Consider the following 18,360-nt stretch of genomic DNA (forward strand, 5'->3'; position numbering starts at 1 on the left):
TCCTGTCGGACTGGGAACCCTCTCTGTTAATATCGCAGAGGAGCGCGAGACGGTCGAGGATATGTACGAGCCCTACCTCATCCAGAAGGGCTTTATCATGCGGACCCGGTCTGGCCGTGTCGCAACAGCCAAGGCTTATGAGCATTTAGGTTATGAATATCGTGAAAAATGAGCAAGAAGTCTTGACCTGGTTTCAGCAGGATCCTGACCTGATGACGATTCTGAGCATTATTCGAGATCTTGGTCTAAAAGATTCCTGGTTAGCGGCAGGCTCGGTCAGAAATTTCATCTGGAATCTCTTGGCAGGTAAATCCCCTTTTGATCGTGAAACCGATGTGGATGTGATTTTCTTTGATCCGGCTATCTCTTACCAAGAAACCTTGAATCTAGAGAACAAGCTGAAAGAGGACTTCCCTCAGTATCAGTGGGAGTTGAAAAATCAAGTTTACATGCATGTTCACAGTCCCCACACTGCCCCTTATACCAGTTCGCGGGACGCCATGAGCAAGTATCCAGAACGCTGCACAGCCTTGGGGCTTCGTTTAAAAGAGGAGAAGCGCTTGGAGTTGTTTGCTCCCTATGGTCTAAAGGATGTCTTTGAATTTCGCCTTGCTCCTACTCCACATTTTTTAGAAGATCCAGATCGCATGACCCTGTATAAAAATCGCTTGTCCAAGAAAAATTGGTTTGATAAGTGGCCTCAATTAGCCACCAATATTCGTAACAGCCTTTGAGCTGTTTTTTATTTTATACTCTTCGAAAATCTCTTCAAACCACGTCAGCTTCGCCTTACCGTAGGTATGTGACTGACTTCGTCAGTTCTATCCACAACCTCAAAGCAGTGCTTTGAGCAGCCTGCGGCTAGCTTCCTAGTTTGCTCTTTGGTTTTCATTGAGTATTATACTAAATTCCTGAAAACAGACTATGTGAAGAAAAAAAGATTTGAAATTTTCTTCACAATCTTAGCTTAAATCCGTAATATTTTAGCCCATTTCCTTAAATACTTCACAAAGTGAACTAAAAAACTTTGTGAAAGTTATATGAAAAGGTTTACAAGAATCGAAAAATGGTGTATAATAATTATTGTGAAATAATTAACGAGGATAAATCCTCGAGAAAACTTGGAGGAAACCATTTTATGGCTGATAAAAAAGCGCTTACTCAAGAAGAAAAAGATGCCAAGAAACTCGCTGCTGAAAAACATGTTGACGAGTTAGTACAAAAAGGTCTGGTTGCGCTTGAAGAAATGAGAAAGTTAAACCAGGAACAGGTTGACTACATCGTAGCTAAAGCGTCAGTGGCAGCTTTGGATGCCCACGGAGAATTGGCTTTACACGCCTTTGAAGAAACAGGACGTGGTGTATTTGAAGATAAGGCAACAAAAAATCTCTTTGCCTGTGAGCACGTAGTTAACAATATGCGTCATACCAAAACTGTTGGGGTCATCGAAGAAGATGATGTGACAGGTTTGACCTTAATCGCAGAACCAGTTGGGGTTGTTTGTGGAATTACACCAACCACCAACCCAACGTCAACAGCTATTTTTAAGGCCTTGATTTCCTTAAAAACGCGTAATCCAATCGTCTTTGCCTTTCACCCATCTGCGCAAGAATCCTCTGCCCATGCAGCGCAAATCGTACGCGATGCAGCCATCAAAGCAGGAGCACCAGAAAACTGTGTGCAATGGATCACCCAACCATCTATGGAAGCAACTAGTGCTCTCATGAATCATGAAGGGATTGCAACCATCCTAGCAACTGGTGGGAATGCCATGGTTAAAGCAGCTTACTCATGTGGTAAACCAGCTCTTGGTGTAGGTGCAGGAAACGTTCCAGCTTATGTTGAAAAATCAGCAAACATTCGTCAAGCTGCTCATGATATCGTCATGTCTAAATCCTTTGATAACGGGATGGTCTGTGCTTCTGAGCAAGCAGTTATCATTGACAAGGAAATCTACGATGAATTTGTAGCCGAATTTAAGTCTTACCATACTTACTTTGTCAATAAAAAAGAAAAAGCCCTTCTTGAAGAATTCTGCTTTGGAGTTAAAGCCAACAGCAAAAATTGTGCTGGTGCAAAATTGAACGCGGACATCGTAGGGAAACCAGCAATTTGGATTGCAGAACAAGCAGGATTTACAGTTCCTGAAGGAACAAACATTCTTGCTGCAGAATGTAAAGAAGTAGGACCAAATGAACCACTCACTCGCGAGAAATTATCACCAGTTATTGCTGTTCTTAAGTCTGATAGTCGTGAAGATGGAGTGGATAAAGCTCGTCAAATGGTTGAGTTTCATGGACTAGGTCACTCAGCGGCTATTCATACAGCGGATGCAGATCTCGCAAAGAATTTTGGTGAAGCCGTTAAGGCCATCCGAGTTATCTGGAACTCTCCTTCTACTTTCGGAGGTATCGGAGATGTTTACAATGCTTTCTTGCCATCCTTGACTCTTGGTTGTGGTTCTTATGGTCGCAACTCTGTTGGAGACAACGTGAGCGCAATAAACCTCTTAAATATCAAAAAAGTCGGAAGACGGAGAAACAACATGCAATGGATGAAACTTCCTTCAAAAACTTACTTTGAACGCGGATCTATCGAATACCTACAAAAGTGTCGTGACGTAGAACGGGTTATGATCGTGACAGACCATGCCATGGTAGAGCTTGGTTTCTTAGATCGCATTATTGAACAATTAGACCTTCGTCGCAATAAGGTTGTTTACCAAATCTTCGCAGACGTTGAGCCAGATCCTGATATTACTACCGTTGAACGTGGTACGGAGATTATGCGGACCTTTAAGCCAGATACGATCATTGCTCTTGGTGGTGGTTCTCCAATGGATGCGGCTAAAGTGATGTGGCTCTTCTATGAACAACCAGAAGTAGACTTCCATGACTTGGTTCAAAAATTCATGGATATCCGTAAGCGTGCCTTCAAGTTCCCACTTCTTGGTAAGAAGACGAAGTTCATCGCTATTCCAACCACATCTGGTACTGGTTCTGAGGTAACACCATTTGCCGTTATTTCAGATAAAGCTAACAACCGTAAATACCCAATCGCAGACTACTCATTGACCCCAACTGTGGCAATTGTGGATCCATCACTTGTCCTCACTGTTCCAGGTTTTGTAGCTGCAGATACTGGTATGGACGTCTTGACCCATGCGACAGAAGCCTATGTGTCACAGATGGCTAGTGACTTCACAGACGGTTTGGCTTTGCAAGCGATCAAGTTGGTTTTTGAAAACTTGGAAGAGTCTGTTAAGACAGCTAACTATGATGCGCGTGAAAAGATGCACAACGCTTCCACCATTGCTGGTATGGCATTCGCCAATGCTTTCTTGGGAATTTCCCACTCAATGGCGCATAAGATCGGTGCTCAGTTCCATACTATCCACGGACGTACCAACGCAATCTTGCTTCCATACGTCATCCGTTACAATGGTACACGTCCAGCTAAAACAGCAACATGGCCTAAGTACAACTACTACCGTGCAGATGAAAAATATCAGGATATCGCTCGTATGCTAGGACTTCCAGCTTCTACACCAGAAGAAGGGGTTGCTTCTTATGCGAAAGCCGTTTATGAACTCGGTGAACGTGTTGGAATCCAAATGAACTTCAAAGACCAAGGAATTGATGAAAAAGAATGGAAAGAACATTCACGCAAACTTGCCTTCCTCGCTTATGAAGACCAATGTTCGCCAGCCAACCCACGCCTGCCAATGGTAGACCATATGCAAGAAATCATCGAAGATGCTTACTATGGTTACAAGGAACGTCCAGGACGCCTCAAATAATCGTTTATCAGCCTAGGGCAGGAGAAATCCTGCCTTTTTGCGTGGACGGAAAAAGTATGGTATAATAAGAAAATAAAATTTGATAATCAAATAATTATTTGAAGAACCATAGTATAAGGAAAAGCAAGGCATGAATGACGTTGGAAAAAGAATAGAGGAATTGCGGAAGCAAAAGGGGCTGAGTCGTCCTGCTTTCTGTGATGATGAGTCGGGTTTGTCGGTTCGTCAGCTGGCACGCATCGAAAAAGGGGAATTTCGCCCGACGATAAAAACACTAGAATACATTGCAGATAGGCTAGAAATTCCATCCTATGTCTTGATGCCAGACTATAAGGAATTGCCTAAACGCTACCAAGAATTAAAGTACTTTCTTTTACATCATCCTGATTACGGAGACAAGGAGTTGCAGGAACAAAAGGAAGAATATTTTGATGAGATTTTTGAGTGTTTTTATGACAAACTTCCAAGAGATGAACAAGTTATGATTGATTGCTTGCAAGCGATTGATCAGGTACGGGCAACAGATAACGAACAGTATGGTCAGGGGATTATAGAAGATTACATAGAAACTCTTAAGAATCAATCTTCCTTTTCTGCTAATGACTTTTTAAAACTTCGTTTGTATTTTTTGTGTATGGGTGCGGAATACTTTAAACAAGGAACGTTGTCTAAAAAGGAACAAGCTGATATAAAAAGATTGTTCGAAATGGTTTGTAATCAGGTTGAACAAGTTGAGACCAGCGAGTTATTTTTAGTTCGTGATACTCTATTTGCTAGTTTAGGTTGTTGTGAAACAATGGGTGCTCTGGAGCTTTTTGAGATAGCCATAGAGAAATTAAAATGGATTACGGAGAAAACACGTGATTTTCAAAAAACCCCCATTATATTTATGGTGGAGTGGAAATATTATATCCAAACGGACTTTAACCTAGCATATCAAAGATACCAAGAGGCTATCATGTTTGCTAAATTGTTTGGAAATGAGCAGTTGATACAGAGTTTGGATGGAGAATGGGAAACAGATATAAAAAAATATTTGTAATATTTGTCGCTATAGTGTTAGAAATAATCTTGAATAAAAAACTTTGGCAAAAATTGCAGCTTTTGTCAAATGTTTTTTATTTTGTTCGGAATTTAATGGATTTAACTAGTAAAAAAGAAGACATTTCTGTCATTGGTGCTTTTTTGATATGCTGATATAATGGGACATGTAAACAAGTATAGGATGACTTGATCGATGTATGCTTGTTTATAGAATTGGGAATTTTGTTACAAAATTCCCAATTCTATCTTAAGTGTGAAGGAGGAATGGAAATGAGACATCTTTTTGAAATGCTAGGCTCATTTAGTTGGTGGTGGTAAATGTAGATAAGGTATTAAGGTTCAAACGAATCAATTATATACCAAATTATATTGATAGCGTACGAGATGTGTTAGTCATCCAACAGTCCTATAAATCATTGGTTCAAGTGGAGATAAGGGTCAATGGATATTTGCTAGATTTGATTACAGTCAAAAGAAATATTCTTAGAGTCTATTCATTGAATAATATATCTCCCACTGCAATTATTAAAGCATCTGATGTGACAAAGGGGATTGATATGACCTTGGAACACAACCGTACATTTAGAGACTTTAATTTTTTTGAGAAGTTAAAATAGGGTTGAAGAAGAAAAGGAGACATATAGTTTATGTGGCGTTTTGTATGGGAAGTTATCAGACGTGTTATTATTAACGGAATAGCTCACCTCATTTGGGGATGGGTTAAAAGATTTTTTAAACTTTAGTAAAAGAGAGCGTTATTTATGTGGACACTTGTTTGGGTAATTATTCGTTGGATTCTTCAAAATGGATTTAGACAACCAATTTGGGGCTGGATAAAAAAATGGATTGCTAGATAATTTGGAATCAGATCCGAGATTGTGTGTATGATATTTCATATAGATATATGATTTAAAGAAAAAAATAATTGATAGTTATGTCTCAGTTTGAAAATGGGCATTCTCAAAATGATTATAGACATAACTATCAACTATTTTATTTTAATACATAAGGAGAAAAAATGAAAGTAAAAAACGTTTCATATCGTGTAAATAATCGTCTTCTATTTGAAAATATTTCACTAGATACACAAGAGTCAAATATGACAATCATCTCAGGTGCTAATGGATCGGGGAAATCGACTTTATTGAAAGTTGTTCTAGGTATCTTACAACCGAGTTCAGGAGTCGTAACAAGTGATGGGTGTGTGAGCTATGTTCCAGATTCGTCTGAACGTTATTTCATTGGTTTATCACCTAATTTATTATTTGAATTTTTGCAGAAACAATTTTTTATTGAAACAAATTTGTTTAAAGAAAGATTGAGTGATTTACGAGAACAGTTTTATTTGAATGAAAAACTAATGACACAAACAATTCAATCACTATCATTAGGTGAAAAGAAAAAAGTGATGCTAATTGCTGCATTTTTACTAGATTCAGACATTTATGTGATGGATGAGCCTTTATCTGGCTTGGATAAAGAGTCTGTTCAAAATTTAGTACAGTTGATGAATCAAAAGTTACAGGAAGGTAAAAAGTTTATCGTCGTTAGTCATGAGAGACAGGATATTTTACCAGTTGCTAGTCAAACCATTTCATTATAGAAAGGAAATAGTATGGAGAAATTCTATCATTCATTAACATTGCTATTTTTATCTCGTCAAGGTTATTGGAGTGATTCAAAAGAAGTACAAGGCGTTTCCTTAACTCAACTAACTTATAAATATCTTTTATCTTCTTTAGGATTGATTTTTCTATTTGCGATTGCAAAAGAAGAAGTATATTCTATTTTAAAAAATTACAGAATGTGGAATCTTTTATCTTACTTTGAACTAGCTCAACTATTAGTTCCAGCTATTTTGGTGCTAGGAATTGTATATGAAAATATTTATGTATTGACAACAAAAACTATGAGTACAATGAAACTATTTTTTAATATATCTGATAAGGAGTTCTTTGGTATCCTATTAGTGAAGAATTTTATCATCGTTTCTCCTTTGCTAGTGATTATTAGTTTTTATAATATTGTACTAGGGTCTTTTTCAAGTTTGCTGATTTTATTACTGAATGGTGTAGTATATTTTTCAAATATAAGATTATTCTCCTTGAAACATAAAACCAGTTATAATTTGTCCTATATATTTTCAGTTATGGATATTTGGGTATTTTTGAAAACTTTACTAGCACCTGTATTTTCTACTATTGTGTTCATGTTTATGCTAGTATTTGTACCTCAATTATTAAAAATTGAAATAACACATAATATAGATATATTGAGCACGGCACTATTTTCTGGAACAGTATTTTTTGGTAGCAGAGGTTTGAATTTTTATTTCCTTAGTTTGAATAAAGATTTACCATATTTACAGGCTATTCAAATCGACCTTAAAAATTTTATAAAAGTAAGAGTAGGATTTTTAAGTATTATTAGTTGGGGATTGCCAGCAGTTTCTATCACTATCTTTTTATGGTATGTTCAGTATAGCATACTACAAATATCTATATTTTTATTAGGAATGCTGTTTGCTTATTTATTGTGCCAAAGCACACAATTTATTGAGGCTTTGATTTTTAAACAATATGAGTTTAAAGATGCAAAAGAGTTAGATGCCTTTTCTCTCCCAATAAAGACAAGAGTTATTTTATATTTTGTTCGTTTAATACCAGTTTTGGTTGTCTTACTGTTTAATCAGATTAGGGGAATTGATTTTATGGTACTAGCTTTGCTTAATGCAGTATATATCACTGCTATTTTCTACACTTCATATCGTTATATGCTTTCAAACATCATCAAAGGAGAAAATCGTGTCCATTTTATCTATTGAAAATATTTCGAAATATTATGCCCTTGACGGGGAAAATAGAGAACAAGCCCTGAAATCAGTCAATCTTGATATTGCAGAAAGGAAGATTACTGCTATTTATGGTCCGTCTGGCTGTGGTAAGACCAGTCTGCTCAACATCATCAGTGGTTTAGACAGAGATTACGAGGGTGTCTTGGGATTTAAAGGGGAGAATGTCGCTGACTTGTCTGAGACAGACTTAACCCAGTTTCGCAAGGAACACATTGGTTTTGTCTTTCAAAACTTTAATCTCGTGTCGCACCAGTCTGTTCTGGAAAATGTGAAATTGCCTCTTTATGTGAAAGATTTGTCTGACAAGGAAATGGACGTCGTGGCTCGTAAAGAGTTGGAACGTTTAGGCTTAGGAGCTTTTCTCACCAAAAATGTCAAACAGCTTTCTGGTGGGCAAAAGCAACGGGTGGCGATTGCCCGTGCCTTGGTTAATAATCCTGAGATGATTGTGGCAGATGAGCCGACAGGATCGCTCGACTCCCAATCGCAGGAAAATGTGTTGGAGATTTTCAAAAGTTTGACAGAGGCTGGGAAAACAGTGCTAATCGTTACTCACAATCCAGAAGTGGCAGACTATGCAGATGTGATTATCAAGATGAAGGATGGTAAGGTCGTTGAAGAAATCAAGAAATAAGGGACTCTCCCTCAAGAACAAACTCAAATTGTCGCTTAGTAACTTTATGGAGCGGAAATGGCGGAATCTCTTGATTGCGGCAGCGACCTCTATCGGTTTTATCGGCGTTCTGATTGCCTTTGGTTTGGGAAATGCGGTCATTTCTTTGATTGATGAGAGTACCAATGGAGGGAATATCCCATCACAAGTCCAAATCATGCTCAACTCAGAAACAGCTGGGGGAGGATTTCTCAACCAAGATGATGAAGAGTATGTGACGGACTCGGTTGGCGAGGACAATATCAAATATCTGGAAAGCCCTTTTGGTATAATCATGTCTAGTATTAGTCTGGACGGAAAAGTGCTGGATATGAGCCAGACTATGCCAAGTTATGCTCAGGTTGTGAGCCTCTATGATGATACCAGTATCTCTGTCATGAGTAACGACAAGGAGATAGTGGTCGCAGGTTCTCTCTATGATAATGCCAACGAGCAGGGCTTGACCATTCCTATGAGCCTCCTAAAAGGCTGGAATGAAAGTAATGGACAAAACCTAACTGCGGAAGATGTACTAGGAAAAGAAATCACAGCGACTATCGTGGAAAATACGGCTGAGGGCAGTAAAACGGCTCAGTTTCAGACAACTATCGCGCGTGTCATCAACGATGAAAACGAGACGGAAGACAGCAACAGCTACATGGCACCCAAGCAACTGGAGTCTGTTTTACAAGACGCTCAGTTCACCAAGGCAGTTTCTTATATGATTTTGGAGTTGAAAGACCCGTCGCAAACCAAAGCAATCAGTGAGAAATTGCAGAAGAATAAAAAATATACGATTGTTTCTCAACAAGCAATTTTGGATATTGTCATCACCTTTATCCGTGTCATTCAAGGGCTCTTGGTAGTCTTATCGTCACAAGCCATTGTGGTGTCGGCTGTGATGATTGGTATTATTATCTATATCAACATCATGCAACGCTCTAAAGAAATCGGTGTCATGAAAGCTGTCGGTTACCAAAACCGTGATGTCAAAGGCATTTTCATCTATGAGGCACTCTGGATTACAGGGATTTCGTTAGCTATCGCTTTTCTTGTGGCGGTGGGGATTGGTTCGTTGGCAAATGTCATTGTTAATCATTTCTACCCAAACATTAGTAGGGTCTTTGAGTTAAATGCTCTGTCAATCTTTTGTATGATTATTTTTGCTCTTTTAATGGGCTATCTATCAGCCTACTTTCCAGCAAGGAAGATTAGTAAGATGGATCCTGTGGAGTCTCTGCGGTATGAATAGTTGAAAAAAGTTGGAAAGTTATACTCTTTCTAAAATCTCTTCAAACCACGTCAGCTTCGCCTTACCGTAGGTATGTGACTGACTTCGTCAGTTCTATCCACAACCTCAAAGCAGTGCTTTGAGCAGCCTGCGGCTAGCTTCCTAGTTTGCTCTTTGATTTTCATTGAGTATTAGTTCCAACTTTTTCAGCTATGTGCTATAAGAATAAAAACTGAAACGAGGTTTGTAGGAAAAAGATACATTTATCATCTGCATGGTCTGGCTCTTGTCTCTGCTGGCTGTGTTTTTATATGTGGATAGCAAGATTGAGTTTGGTGCTGCGTACAAGTTTCTCTTGGCTTATATGATTATCTAGTCTTTGCTGGGAGGCTTCATCCTCTACTGGCTATATGAAAAGAAGAAAAAGAAGTAGCGTTACATCATTTTTAAAGGCTGGGCAATTGTTCCAGTCTTTTTGCTTGTTCTGAAACTACTTTCATCTTCCCTTCACCACGGCAGGTTACGGCGTTGTGACCATGGAGCGTGTGAGCAGTTGGCGACCTGTCAATCTCACTCATCATCTGCTGTTTATCGTTTTACTGTTCCAGAGATAGCTGGTAAGAACTAAAAGTAGTTTCAGGAGAAATTGAATAACATAACAATATTTGAAATTGCAACCAAAAACTATAAATAGTATTGAAAACGCTTTAACTTAGATATATAATAACAGTACAAGATGCATCTCGTTGAGAAAAAACGTCTTTCTGTTTATTTTTTATTACTTTGTTAACTCGTTAGTACAAAGCGTTGCTTTGATGATTGATTACCTTAAACAGTTAACTGAACTGTTTAAGCAGAACTTCAGTTATGTCTGCGGTTCGTTGCCTCATCATTTTTATACTTTCAGATGACGATCTGAAACAGGCTCTCAGACTGTTTCATTACTAAAAGCAAACAGCAAGACTATGTCTAGGAGAAACTTATGGCTAGGATTAGCAAAGCTGCTCTGATTGAGCAGATAAAAGATGGTATCATCGTTTCCTGTCAGGCTTTGCCACATGAACCGCTCTACACGGAGGAGGGTGGCGTCATGCCTCTCATGGTCAAGGCTGCTGAGCAGGGCGGTGCAGTTGGGATTCGTGCCAATAGTGTGCGCGATATTGAGCAAATCAAGCAAGTGACCACGTTGCCGATTATTGGCATTATCAAGCGTGACTATCCACCGCAGGAGCCCTTTATCACGGCGACCATGCGTGAAGTGGATGAGCTTGCGGCTCTGGATATCGAGGTCATTGCTCTAGACTGCACCAAGCGGGAGCGCTTTGATGGTTTGACGATAGGGGAGTTTATCCGCCAAGTTAAGGAGAAGTATCCAGAACAACTTCTTATGGCAGATATTTCAACTTATGAGGAAGGGCTGACGGCAGTAGAAGCTGGAGTTGATTTTGTTGGAACAACTCTTTCTGGTTACACGTCTTACAGTCCAAAGGTAGATGGACCAGACTTTGAACTTGTCAAAAAACTATGTGATGCTGGGCTTGATGTCATCGCAGAAGGGAAGATACACATCCCTGAGCAAGCCAAGCAAATCCTCGGATATGGAGTGCGGGGAATTGTCGTTGGCGGTGCCATCACCAGACCAAAAGAAATCACAGAACGCTTCGTCGCAGGCTTGAAATAAAACCTGCTTGGGATATAAAATCATTTGGTTTATAGATGTTGTTAGCAATTCGTCTCCATCGTTTCCAAATAAAAGGTGATGGATTGGGTGGCACAGCCACCCTCTTAGGAACTTTCCGTCATGGTGAAAGTCAGATAACAAGTTTGTTATCTGACAGGGAAATTTTGAAACTCTAGGTTCAAAATTTAGGAATGGAGCGACGAAGTCGATCGCTTCCGTCCCTCACCATTTAAGGATAAGTGCAAAGAAAAATACAACGATTTAAACTAAAAGATTACAAAACAAAGGAATGGTGGTTCTATAGGAGAAAAGAGTAGTAGATGAAAACCTGTCGGCGCTGGCTGTGCTGGTTAGAAATGTAACCGATTGCACAAACGACTAGACCAGCTGGCATTGCTTGCTATCTCTCGGGATAGGATTTGCATAGGAGAAAAAGTATGAAATTTAGAAAAATCGCATGTTCTGGAATGCTTGTTTTGGCTTTAAGTGGAGCTGTGGAACAGCAAATACGGTTGCCTCTGTGGTAGTTATTGTTGGACAATGGTTTATCTGATGATAAAACGAATGCAAAAAAGAAAATGGTTTATCCTTGGAGTATTGAGTGCATTTATTTTTCAATTAATTACCTCGTGCGCCCATAGATAGTCCAATAAAATAGGAGAAAAAGGATGAAATTTAGAAAAATCGCAGTGTCCCTGCTTGCAAGTGCAGCACTTGTGTCTCTCGCAGCTTGCGGAGGCTCTAACAGCAAGAGCGAAAGTGCTTCCTCAGACGCATCTGGCAAGACCAACATCACATGGTGGGCTTTCCCAGTTTACACTCAGGAAAATGCTAGCGACGGTGTGGGTACGTATGAAAAATCCATCATCGCAGCCTTTGAAAAGGCAAATCCTGACATCCATGTCAACTTGGAAACCATCGACTTCAAGTCAGGCCCTGAAAAGATTACCACGGCTATCGAAGCTGGTACAGCGCCAGACGTGCTCTTTGACGCACCTGGACGGATTATTCAATACGGTAAAAACGGGAAACTGGCTGACTTAAACGAACTCTTTACAGATGAATATGTCAAAGATGTTAATAACGACAACATCATCAAAGCAAGTAAAGCAGGCGATACAGCATATATGTATCCTATCTCATCTGCACCATTTTACATGGCTCTAAATAAAAAAATGTTAGAGGATGCTGGCGTTGCAGATTTGGTAAAAGAAGGCTGGACTACAGATGACTTTGAAAAAGTGTTGAAAGCTCTCAAAGACAAGGGTTACACACCAGGGTCACTGTTCAGCTCTGGTCAAGGGGGAGACCAAGGAACACGTGCCTTCATCGCAAACCTTTATGGTGGTTCTGTCACAGATGCTGATGTAACCAAGTACACAACGGATGATGCAAAATTTATCAAAGGATTGGATAAAGCAGCTCAGTGGATTAAAGACGGTCTGTTAAATAACGGATCTCAATTTGACGGTGGAGCTGATATCCAAAACTTCGCGAACGGTCAAACTTCTTACACTATTCTTTGGGCACCATCTCAAAACGGTATCCAAGCAAAACTATTGGAATCAAGCAAGGTCGAAGTGGTGGAAGTACCATTCCCATCTGACTCAGGAAAACCTGCCCTTGAATATCTTGTCAACGGATTTGCAGTCTTTAACAATAAGGATGAAAAGAAAGTCGAAGCTTCTAAAAAATTCATCCAATTCATGGCTGACGACAAGGAATGGGGCCCTAAAGACGTTATTCGTACAGGAGCATTCCCAGTGCGTTCATCATTTGGAAAACTCTATGATGATAAACGGATGGAGACTATCAGTGGATGGACAGAGTACTATTCACCATACTACAATACCATCGATGGATTCGCAGAAATGCGGACACTCTGGTTCCCAATGTTGCAATCCGTATCAAACGGTGATGAAAGTGCAGAAGCAGCTCTGAAGACATTTACCGAAAAAGCAAATGAAACCATCAAAAAAGCAATGAAATAAAACCCCAACCCCCTTTTTCTCAACCCTGTTCTTTATGAAAAGGGGGGATTTTATTTAGATCATTTCTTCTTTTTTGACAGTTAGCTTAGGTGGTGGGAACGCAGGGAACTAACTCTGCGAGGATCTAGTATGGCTGTGCTAGTTGGTCACGATTGTCTAGTGTTACAGAATCCTTTATCAGACTGGATTTCCCTCTCTCAAAACAGAAGCATAGTCTCAGATTTGTCCTCTGCCACCACAGCAATTGCTGTCTTATCAAGCTCACTTCCTTTCGCTGGTTCGCTACGCGATTACTGGAAGGCGGACGAAGTCCGCTAGAAAAGTCTGTTGTCGTAGCAGTAGTTGGATGTTTCTGAGACCTTCTGGCTCAGAAATAAGTTGGTGAAATCTAGTCTGATGGATAGCTTGAAAATCGGAGGCAAAGGATTTGACTCCTAGACTTTATTAGCTAATCACAGATTTGGTTCACAAGCGTTCCTGCTACATAGACGAACAGCCAAAAAATAAAACACATAAGAGAGGAGACTTACTGTGAAAGTAAACAAAATCCGCATGCGGGAAACCATTGTTTCCTATGCCTTCCTCGCACCCGTTTTGATTTTCTTTACGGTCTTTGTCCTTGCTCCGATGATTATGGGATTTATCACGAGTTTCTTTAACTACTCTATGACTTCCTTTGAGTTTATCGGTCTTGACAACTATGTCCGTATGTTTAAAGACCCTGTTTTTATGAAGTCCTTGATTAACACGGTCATCTTAGTTATCGGCTCTGTACCAGTCGTTGTACTCTTTTCGCTTTTTGTAGCGTCTCAGACCTATAGCCAAAACGCTATCGCCAGATCCTTCTACCGTTTTGTTTTCTTCCTACCAGTGGTTACAGGTAGTGTCGCTGTAACGGTCGTATGGAAATGGATTTACGACCCACTTTCAGGAATTCTGAATTTTGTCCTTAAATCAGGGGGCATCATCCAGCAAAACATCTCTTGGTTGGGAGATAAGAACTGGGCTTTGATGGCGATCATGATTATCCTTTTGACGACTTCTGTTGGTCAGCCGATTATCCTTTACATCGCTGCTATGGGAAATATCGATAACTCTTTGGTAGAGGCAGCTCGTGTGGATGGGGCGACTGAGTTTCAAGTTTTCTGGAAAATCAAGTGGCCTAGTCTACTACCTACAACGCTCTACATCGCCATTATCACGACAATCAACTCCTTCCAATGTTTTGCGCTTATTCAGCTCTTGACATCTGGTGGTCCAAACTACTCAACAAGTACCCTAATGTACTACCTTTACGAAAAAGCCTTCCAATTGACAGAGTATGGCTATGCCAACACCATCGGTGTCTTTCTAGCAGTTATGATTGCCCTTGTCAGCTTTGCTCAGTTCAAGATTCTTGGAAACGATGTGGAATATTAGAGAAAGGAGCTAGTTATGCAAACGACACAAAAGAAACCTTTAACGGCATTTACGGTGATTTCCACGATTATTCTGCTCCTTTTGACAGTACTGTTTATCTTTCCATTTTACTGGATTTTAACAGGAGCTTTTAAGGCGCAACCGGATACCATTATGATTCCACCACAATGGTGGCCTGCTGCACCAACCATGGAAAACTTCCAGCAACTCATGGTGCAAAACCCAGCATTGCAATGGATGTGGAACTCTGTTTTTATCTCGCTAGTGACCATGTTTTTGGTTTGTGCAACTTCGTCTTTGGCAGGTTATGTTCTTGCCAAGAAACGTTTCTATGGGCAGCGAATTCTTTTTGCTATCTTTATCGCAGCCATGGCCCTGCCTAAGCAGGTTGTCCTTGTGCCACTAGTGCGGATTGTTAATTTCATGGGAATCCATGATACCCTTTGGGCAGTCATCTTGCCCTTGATTGGTTGGCCATTCGGGGTTTTCCTTATGAAGCAATTTAGTGAAAATATCCCGACGGAATTGCTAGAATCAGCTAAAATAGACGGTTGTGGTGAAATCCGTACCTTCTGGAGCGTAGCCTTTCCAATCGTGAAACCAGGATTTGCAGCTCTTGCGATTTTCACCTTTATCAATACCTGGAACGACTACTTTATGCAGTTGGTGATGTTGACTTCGCGAAATAATTTGACTATTTCACTTGGAGTTGCGACCATGCAGGCTGAGATGGCAACTAACTACGGTCTGATTATGGCTGGGGCTGCTCTTGCAGCAGTACCGATTGTTACCGTATTCTTAGTCTTCCAAAAATCCTTCACACAAGGGATTACTATGGGGGCTGTTAAGGGTTGAGAGGTCGCTAGGCTACAATTTGATAGAAACCGTCGTTTTCAAAACAAGTCGACAGTACAGGGACGTAAAGTCACCCTCTTAGGTATTTTCCGTAGTGGTGAAAGTCAGATAAGGAGACTCTCATCTGACGAGGGGAAATTTGAAACTTTAGGTTCAAATGTTAGGAATGAAATAATCTTGGTTTCTTAAAACAGTCCATAGGACTATTTTACCTTCCGTTTCTCACCACATAAGGATAAGTGCAATAAAATCAAAAAAGGTAAAAACTATGATTTTTGATGATTTAAAAAACGTTACCCGTTACAAGGGGATTCACCCGAACCTAGATAAGGCGATTGATTATCTTTACCAATACCGTAAGGATACGTTTGAACTAGGCAAGTACGAGATTGATGGCGACAAGGTATTTCTCGTCGTGCAGGAAAATGTCCTTAATCAAGAAGATAGTGACCAGTTTGAGTACCATAAAAACTATGCCGATTTCCACTTGCTGACCGAGGGGCATGAGTTTTGTTCCTATGGGGCTCGGGTGCTGGATGAAGCGGTAGCTTTTGACGACAATGCTGATATTGGCTTTGTCCACTGTCAGGACTGCTACCCGCTGCTGTTGGGACATCACAACTTTGCCATTTTCTTTCCAAGGGAACCGCACCAGCCCAACAGCTATGCAGGTCTGGAGGAAAAGGTTAGAAAATACCTATTTAAGATTTTGATTGACTAGATATATTTTAAAATGTTTTCTGTAAAGCTTTGACAATGCTGTGCCATAAGCACTTATCTTTATGAGATAGAAAAATGAGAGTAAGGTATTTAGAGATTAATATTGTATTATCAGAAAGTAACGGATGAAAAGCTTATTTGTCTCTTTATTAGCTATCTTATTTTGGATGGTAGGAGCGATTGTGGTAGGTGGAGGAGTAGGAAAGTTTAATGAAGAAACATGGCTTCGTAACCTATGGTCTGCGTTAACCTCGCTGTACTTATATCGTATATTAGTAAAGAAAAAAAGATAACATCAATATGTGCTTATGGTACAGTTTTGTGAAAGCTTTATATTGAAGAAAAACATTTTGGAATGCTAACTAGGAAAGGAGCAAGTCATGCAAGGACGAGGAAGTCAACTACTAAGAACAGTCTTTGATACGGATAATTTTCTCATGCGAATTGCAGAGAAGGTGCTAGATATGGTCACGGTTAACCTCCTCTTTGTCCTGACCTGCCTGCCCATCGTCACTATCGGTATCGCTAAAATCAGCCTCTACCAGACCCTCTTTGTCATCAAGGGCAGCCGTCGGGTGCCTGTCATTCGCACCTACCTGCGAGCCTTCAAGAGTAACTGGAAACAGGGTTTCCAACTGGGCTTACTGGAGCTTGCAGTAGTAGGCATTTGCTGGTTTGACCTTGGTCTTTTCTGGGGGCAATCCAGCCTATCTTTTCAGATACTGAAAGCTGTTTGTCTAGGCATTTTCATCTTTCTCATGCTGACTATGCTGGCAGTCTATCCGCTGGCTAGTCGCTATGAGCTGGGCTTGCGAGAATGCCTGCAAAAAGCGGTGCTACTTATCAGTCTCAACTTCGCTTGGTTCTTCCTAATGGTGGCAGTTATCCTGCTCATCCTTATGCTACTCTATTTATCCGTCTTTACCCTGCTTCTTGGTGGCTCAGCCTTTCTACTCTTTGGCTTTGCCCTGCTAGGATTTATGCAGGTGGGGATTATGGAGCGGATTTTTACAAAATATCAATAAACTAATGGAGAATTTTATGTCAGATTTGAAAAAATACGAAGGCGTCATTCCAGCCTTCTACGCATGTTATGATGATGAGGGCGAAATCAGCCCAGAGCGTACGCGCGCCTTGGTTCAGTACTTCATTGATAAAGGTGTGCAAGGTCTCTATGTCAATGGTTCATCAGGTGAGTGCATCTACCAAAGTGTGGCAGATCGCAAACGGATTTTAGAAGAAGTGATGGCGGTAGCAAAGGGGAAATTGACCATTATCGCTCATGTTGCTTGCAACAATACAAAGGACAGTGTAGAATTGGCTCGTCATGCAGAAGGTCTTGGTGTTGATGCGATTGCTGCGATTCCGCCGATTTACTTCCGCTTGCCGGAATACTCGGTTGCCAAGTATTGGAATGATATTAGTAACGCTGCACCGAATACAGACTTTGTCATCTACAATATTCCACAATTGGCTGGCGTTGCCCTCACTTCCAGTCTCTATACAGAAATGCTGAAGAATCCTCGCGTAATCGGGGTGAAAAACTCTTCTATGCCTGTTCAGGATATCCAAACGTTTGCTAGCCTAGGTGGAGAAGACCACATTGTGTTTAACGGCCCAGACGAGCAGTTCTTAGGAGGACGACTCATGGGAGCCAAGGCTGGAATTGGAGGGACCTATGGGGTTATGCCAGAACTTTTCCTTAAGCTCGACCAACTCATTGCAGAAAAAAAATTGGATCAGGCGAAACAGTTACAATTTGCGATTAATGCGATCATTAGCATGTTGACTGCGGCACATGGGAATATGTATTCGGTTATTAAAGAAGTGCTAGTTATTAATGAAGGATTACATATTGGCTCTGTTCGGCCTCCATTAACTGCTGTCTTAGAATCTGATCGTCCAGTAGTTGAGGCGGCTGCAAAACTAATCCGTGACACGAAGGAACGTTTTCTTTGAGGAACTCTTTTAGTCACCTAGCCTGAAAAGAGATTTTTATACTCTTCGAAAATCTCTTCAAACCACGTCAGCTTCGCCTTACCGTAGGTATGGTTACTGACTTCGTCAGTTCCATCCACAACCTCAAAGCAGTGCTTTGAGCAGCCTGCGGTTAG

The 18,360-nt window shown here is 40.5% G+C and carries 16 protein-coding genes; 15 read left to right on the top strand and 1 reads right to left on the bottom strand.

The features are described from left to right. From STRDD10_RS10575 to STRDD10_RS07925, 8 genes are all read left to right on the top strand, one after another. Nucleotides 1-172 (top strand): Holliday junction DNA helicase RuvB C-terminal domain-containing protein (locus tag STRDD10_RS10575; protein ID WP_082782075.1); only part of this gene is annotated, 172 nt, incomplete at its 5' end. Beyond that, nucleotides 153-734 (top strand): nucleotidyltransferase family protein, encoded by a 582-nt coding sequence (locus tag STRDD10_RS07890; RefSeq protein WP_067194771.1) that lies wholly within the window; start codon nucleotides 153-155, stop codon nucleotides 732-734. The genes STRDD10_RS10575 and STRDD10_RS07890, both read left to right, overlap by 20 nt. A gap of 404 nt (nucleotides 735-1,138) precedes the next feature. After that, complete coding sequence (gene adhE / locus STRDD10_RS07895) at nucleotides 1,139-3,799, top strand: bifunctional acetaldehyde-CoA/alcohol dehydrogenase (protein WP_067194773.1); 2,661 nt, start codon at nucleotides 1,139-1,141, stop codon at nucleotides 3,797-3,799. Nucleotides 3,800-3,929: 130 nt separating this feature from the next. After that, on the top strand, nucleotides 3,930-4,841 hold the full coding sequence (locus STRDD10_RS07900) for a helix-turn-helix domain-containing protein (RefSeq protein WP_067194776.1): 912 nt from the start codon (nucleotides 3,930-3,932) through the stop codon (nucleotides 4,839-4,841). 1,020 nt (nucleotides 4,842-5,861) lie between these two features. Next, nucleotides 5,862-6,446 carry an ABC transporter ATP-binding protein gene (locus STRDD10_RS07910; RefSeq protein WP_067194782.1) on the top strand — a complete coding sequence of 195 codons (585 nt, stop codon included), beginning with the start codon at nucleotides 5,862-5,864 and terminating at the stop codon, nucleotides 6,444-6,446. Nucleotides 6,447-6,458: 12 nt separating this feature from the next. Beyond that, a complete protein-coding gene (locus tag STRDD10_RS07915) occupies nucleotides 6,459-7,667 on the top strand; it encodes a hypothetical protein (protein ID WP_067194784.1) in 1,209 nt (402 codons plus the stop codon). Then, nucleotides 7,648-8,331 (top strand): ABC transporter ATP-binding protein, encoded by a 684-nt coding sequence (locus STRDD10_RS07920; protein WP_067194786.1) that lies wholly within the window; start codon nucleotides 7,648-7,650, stop codon nucleotides 8,329-8,331. Before STRDD10_RS07915 ends, STRDD10_RS07920 begins: the two co-directional genes overlap by 20 nt. After that, entirely contained in the window at nucleotides 8,300-9,601 is a 1,302-nt protein-coding gene (locus STRDD10_RS07925; protein ID WP_082782076.1) for an ABC transporter permease, read from the top strand. The genes STRDD10_RS07920 and STRDD10_RS07925 overlap by 32 nt, the downstream gene beginning before the upstream one ends. A 425-nt stretch (nucleotides 9,602-10,026) precedes the next feature. Here the strand turns inward: STRDD10_RS07925 and STRDD10_RS11770 are convergent, their stop codons facing one another. Beyond that, complete coding sequence (locus tag STRDD10_RS11770) at nucleotides 10,027-10,161, bottom strand: hypothetical protein (RefSeq protein ID WP_269450125.1); 135 nt, start codon at nucleotides 10,159-10,161, stop codon at nucleotides 10,027-10,029. 401 nt (nucleotides 10,162-10,562) lie between these two features. Here STRDD10_RS11770 and STRDD10_RS07930 point away from each other — a divergent pair, with 401 nt between their 5' ends. The 7 genes from STRDD10_RS07930 to STRDD10_RS07960 all read left to right on the top strand — a co-directional run bounded on the left by STRDD10_RS07930 (nucleotide 10,563) and on the right by STRDD10_RS07960 (nucleotide 18,205). Next, on the top strand, nucleotides 10,563-11,261 hold the full coding sequence (locus tag STRDD10_RS07930) for an N-acetylmannosamine-6-phosphate 2-epimerase (protein WP_067194789.1): 699 nt from the start codon (nucleotides 10,563-10,565) through the stop codon (nucleotides 11,259-11,261). Nucleotides 11,262-11,929: 668 nt separating this feature from the next. Then, nucleotides 11,930-13,252 (top strand): ABC transporter substrate-binding protein, encoded by a 1,323-nt coding sequence (locus STRDD10_RS07935; RefSeq protein ID WP_067194791.1) that lies wholly within the window; start codon nucleotides 11,930-11,932, stop codon nucleotides 13,250-13,252. Between the two features lie 552 nt (nucleotides 13,253-13,804). Continuing rightward, nucleotides 13,805-14,671 (top strand): carbohydrate ABC transporter permease, encoded by an 867-nt coding sequence (locus tag STRDD10_RS07940; RefSeq protein WP_082782083.1) that lies wholly within the window; start codon nucleotides 13,805-13,807, stop codon nucleotides 14,669-14,671. 15 nt (nucleotides 14,672-14,686) lie between these two features. Beyond that, nucleotides 14,687-15,526, top strand: a complete 840-nt coding sequence (locus tag STRDD10_RS07945; protein WP_067194796.1) for a carbohydrate ABC transporter permease — start codon at nucleotides 14,687-14,689, stop codon at nucleotides 15,524-15,526. A 268-nt stretch (nucleotides 15,527-15,794) separates the two neighbouring features. Beyond that, nucleotides 15,795-16,247 carry a NanQ anomerase/TabA/YiaL family protein gene (locus STRDD10_RS07950; protein ID WP_067194799.1) on the top strand — a complete coding sequence of 151 codons (453 nt, stop codon included), beginning with the start codon at nucleotides 15,795-15,797 and terminating at the stop codon, nucleotides 16,245-16,247. A gap of 379 nt (nucleotides 16,248-16,626) precedes the next feature. After that, nucleotides 16,627-17,271, top strand: coding sequence for a YesL family protein (locus STRDD10_RS07955; protein WP_067194801.1), 645 nt, complete (start codon nucleotides 16,627-16,629; stop codon nucleotides 17,269-17,271). A gap of 16 nt (nucleotides 17,272-17,287) precedes the next feature. Further along, nucleotides 17,288-18,205: a dihydrodipicolinate synthase family protein gene (locus tag STRDD10_RS07960; RefSeq protein WP_067194805.1), complete on the top strand. Its 918-nt coding sequence runs from the start codon at nucleotides 17,288-17,290 to the stop codon at nucleotides 18,203-18,205. Nucleotides 18,206-18,360: the final 155 nt, after the last annotated feature.

This window comes from Streptococcus sp. DD10, assembly GCF_001578805.1.
GTDB lineage: Bacteria > Bacillota > Bacilli > Lactobacillales > Streptococcaceae > Streptococcus.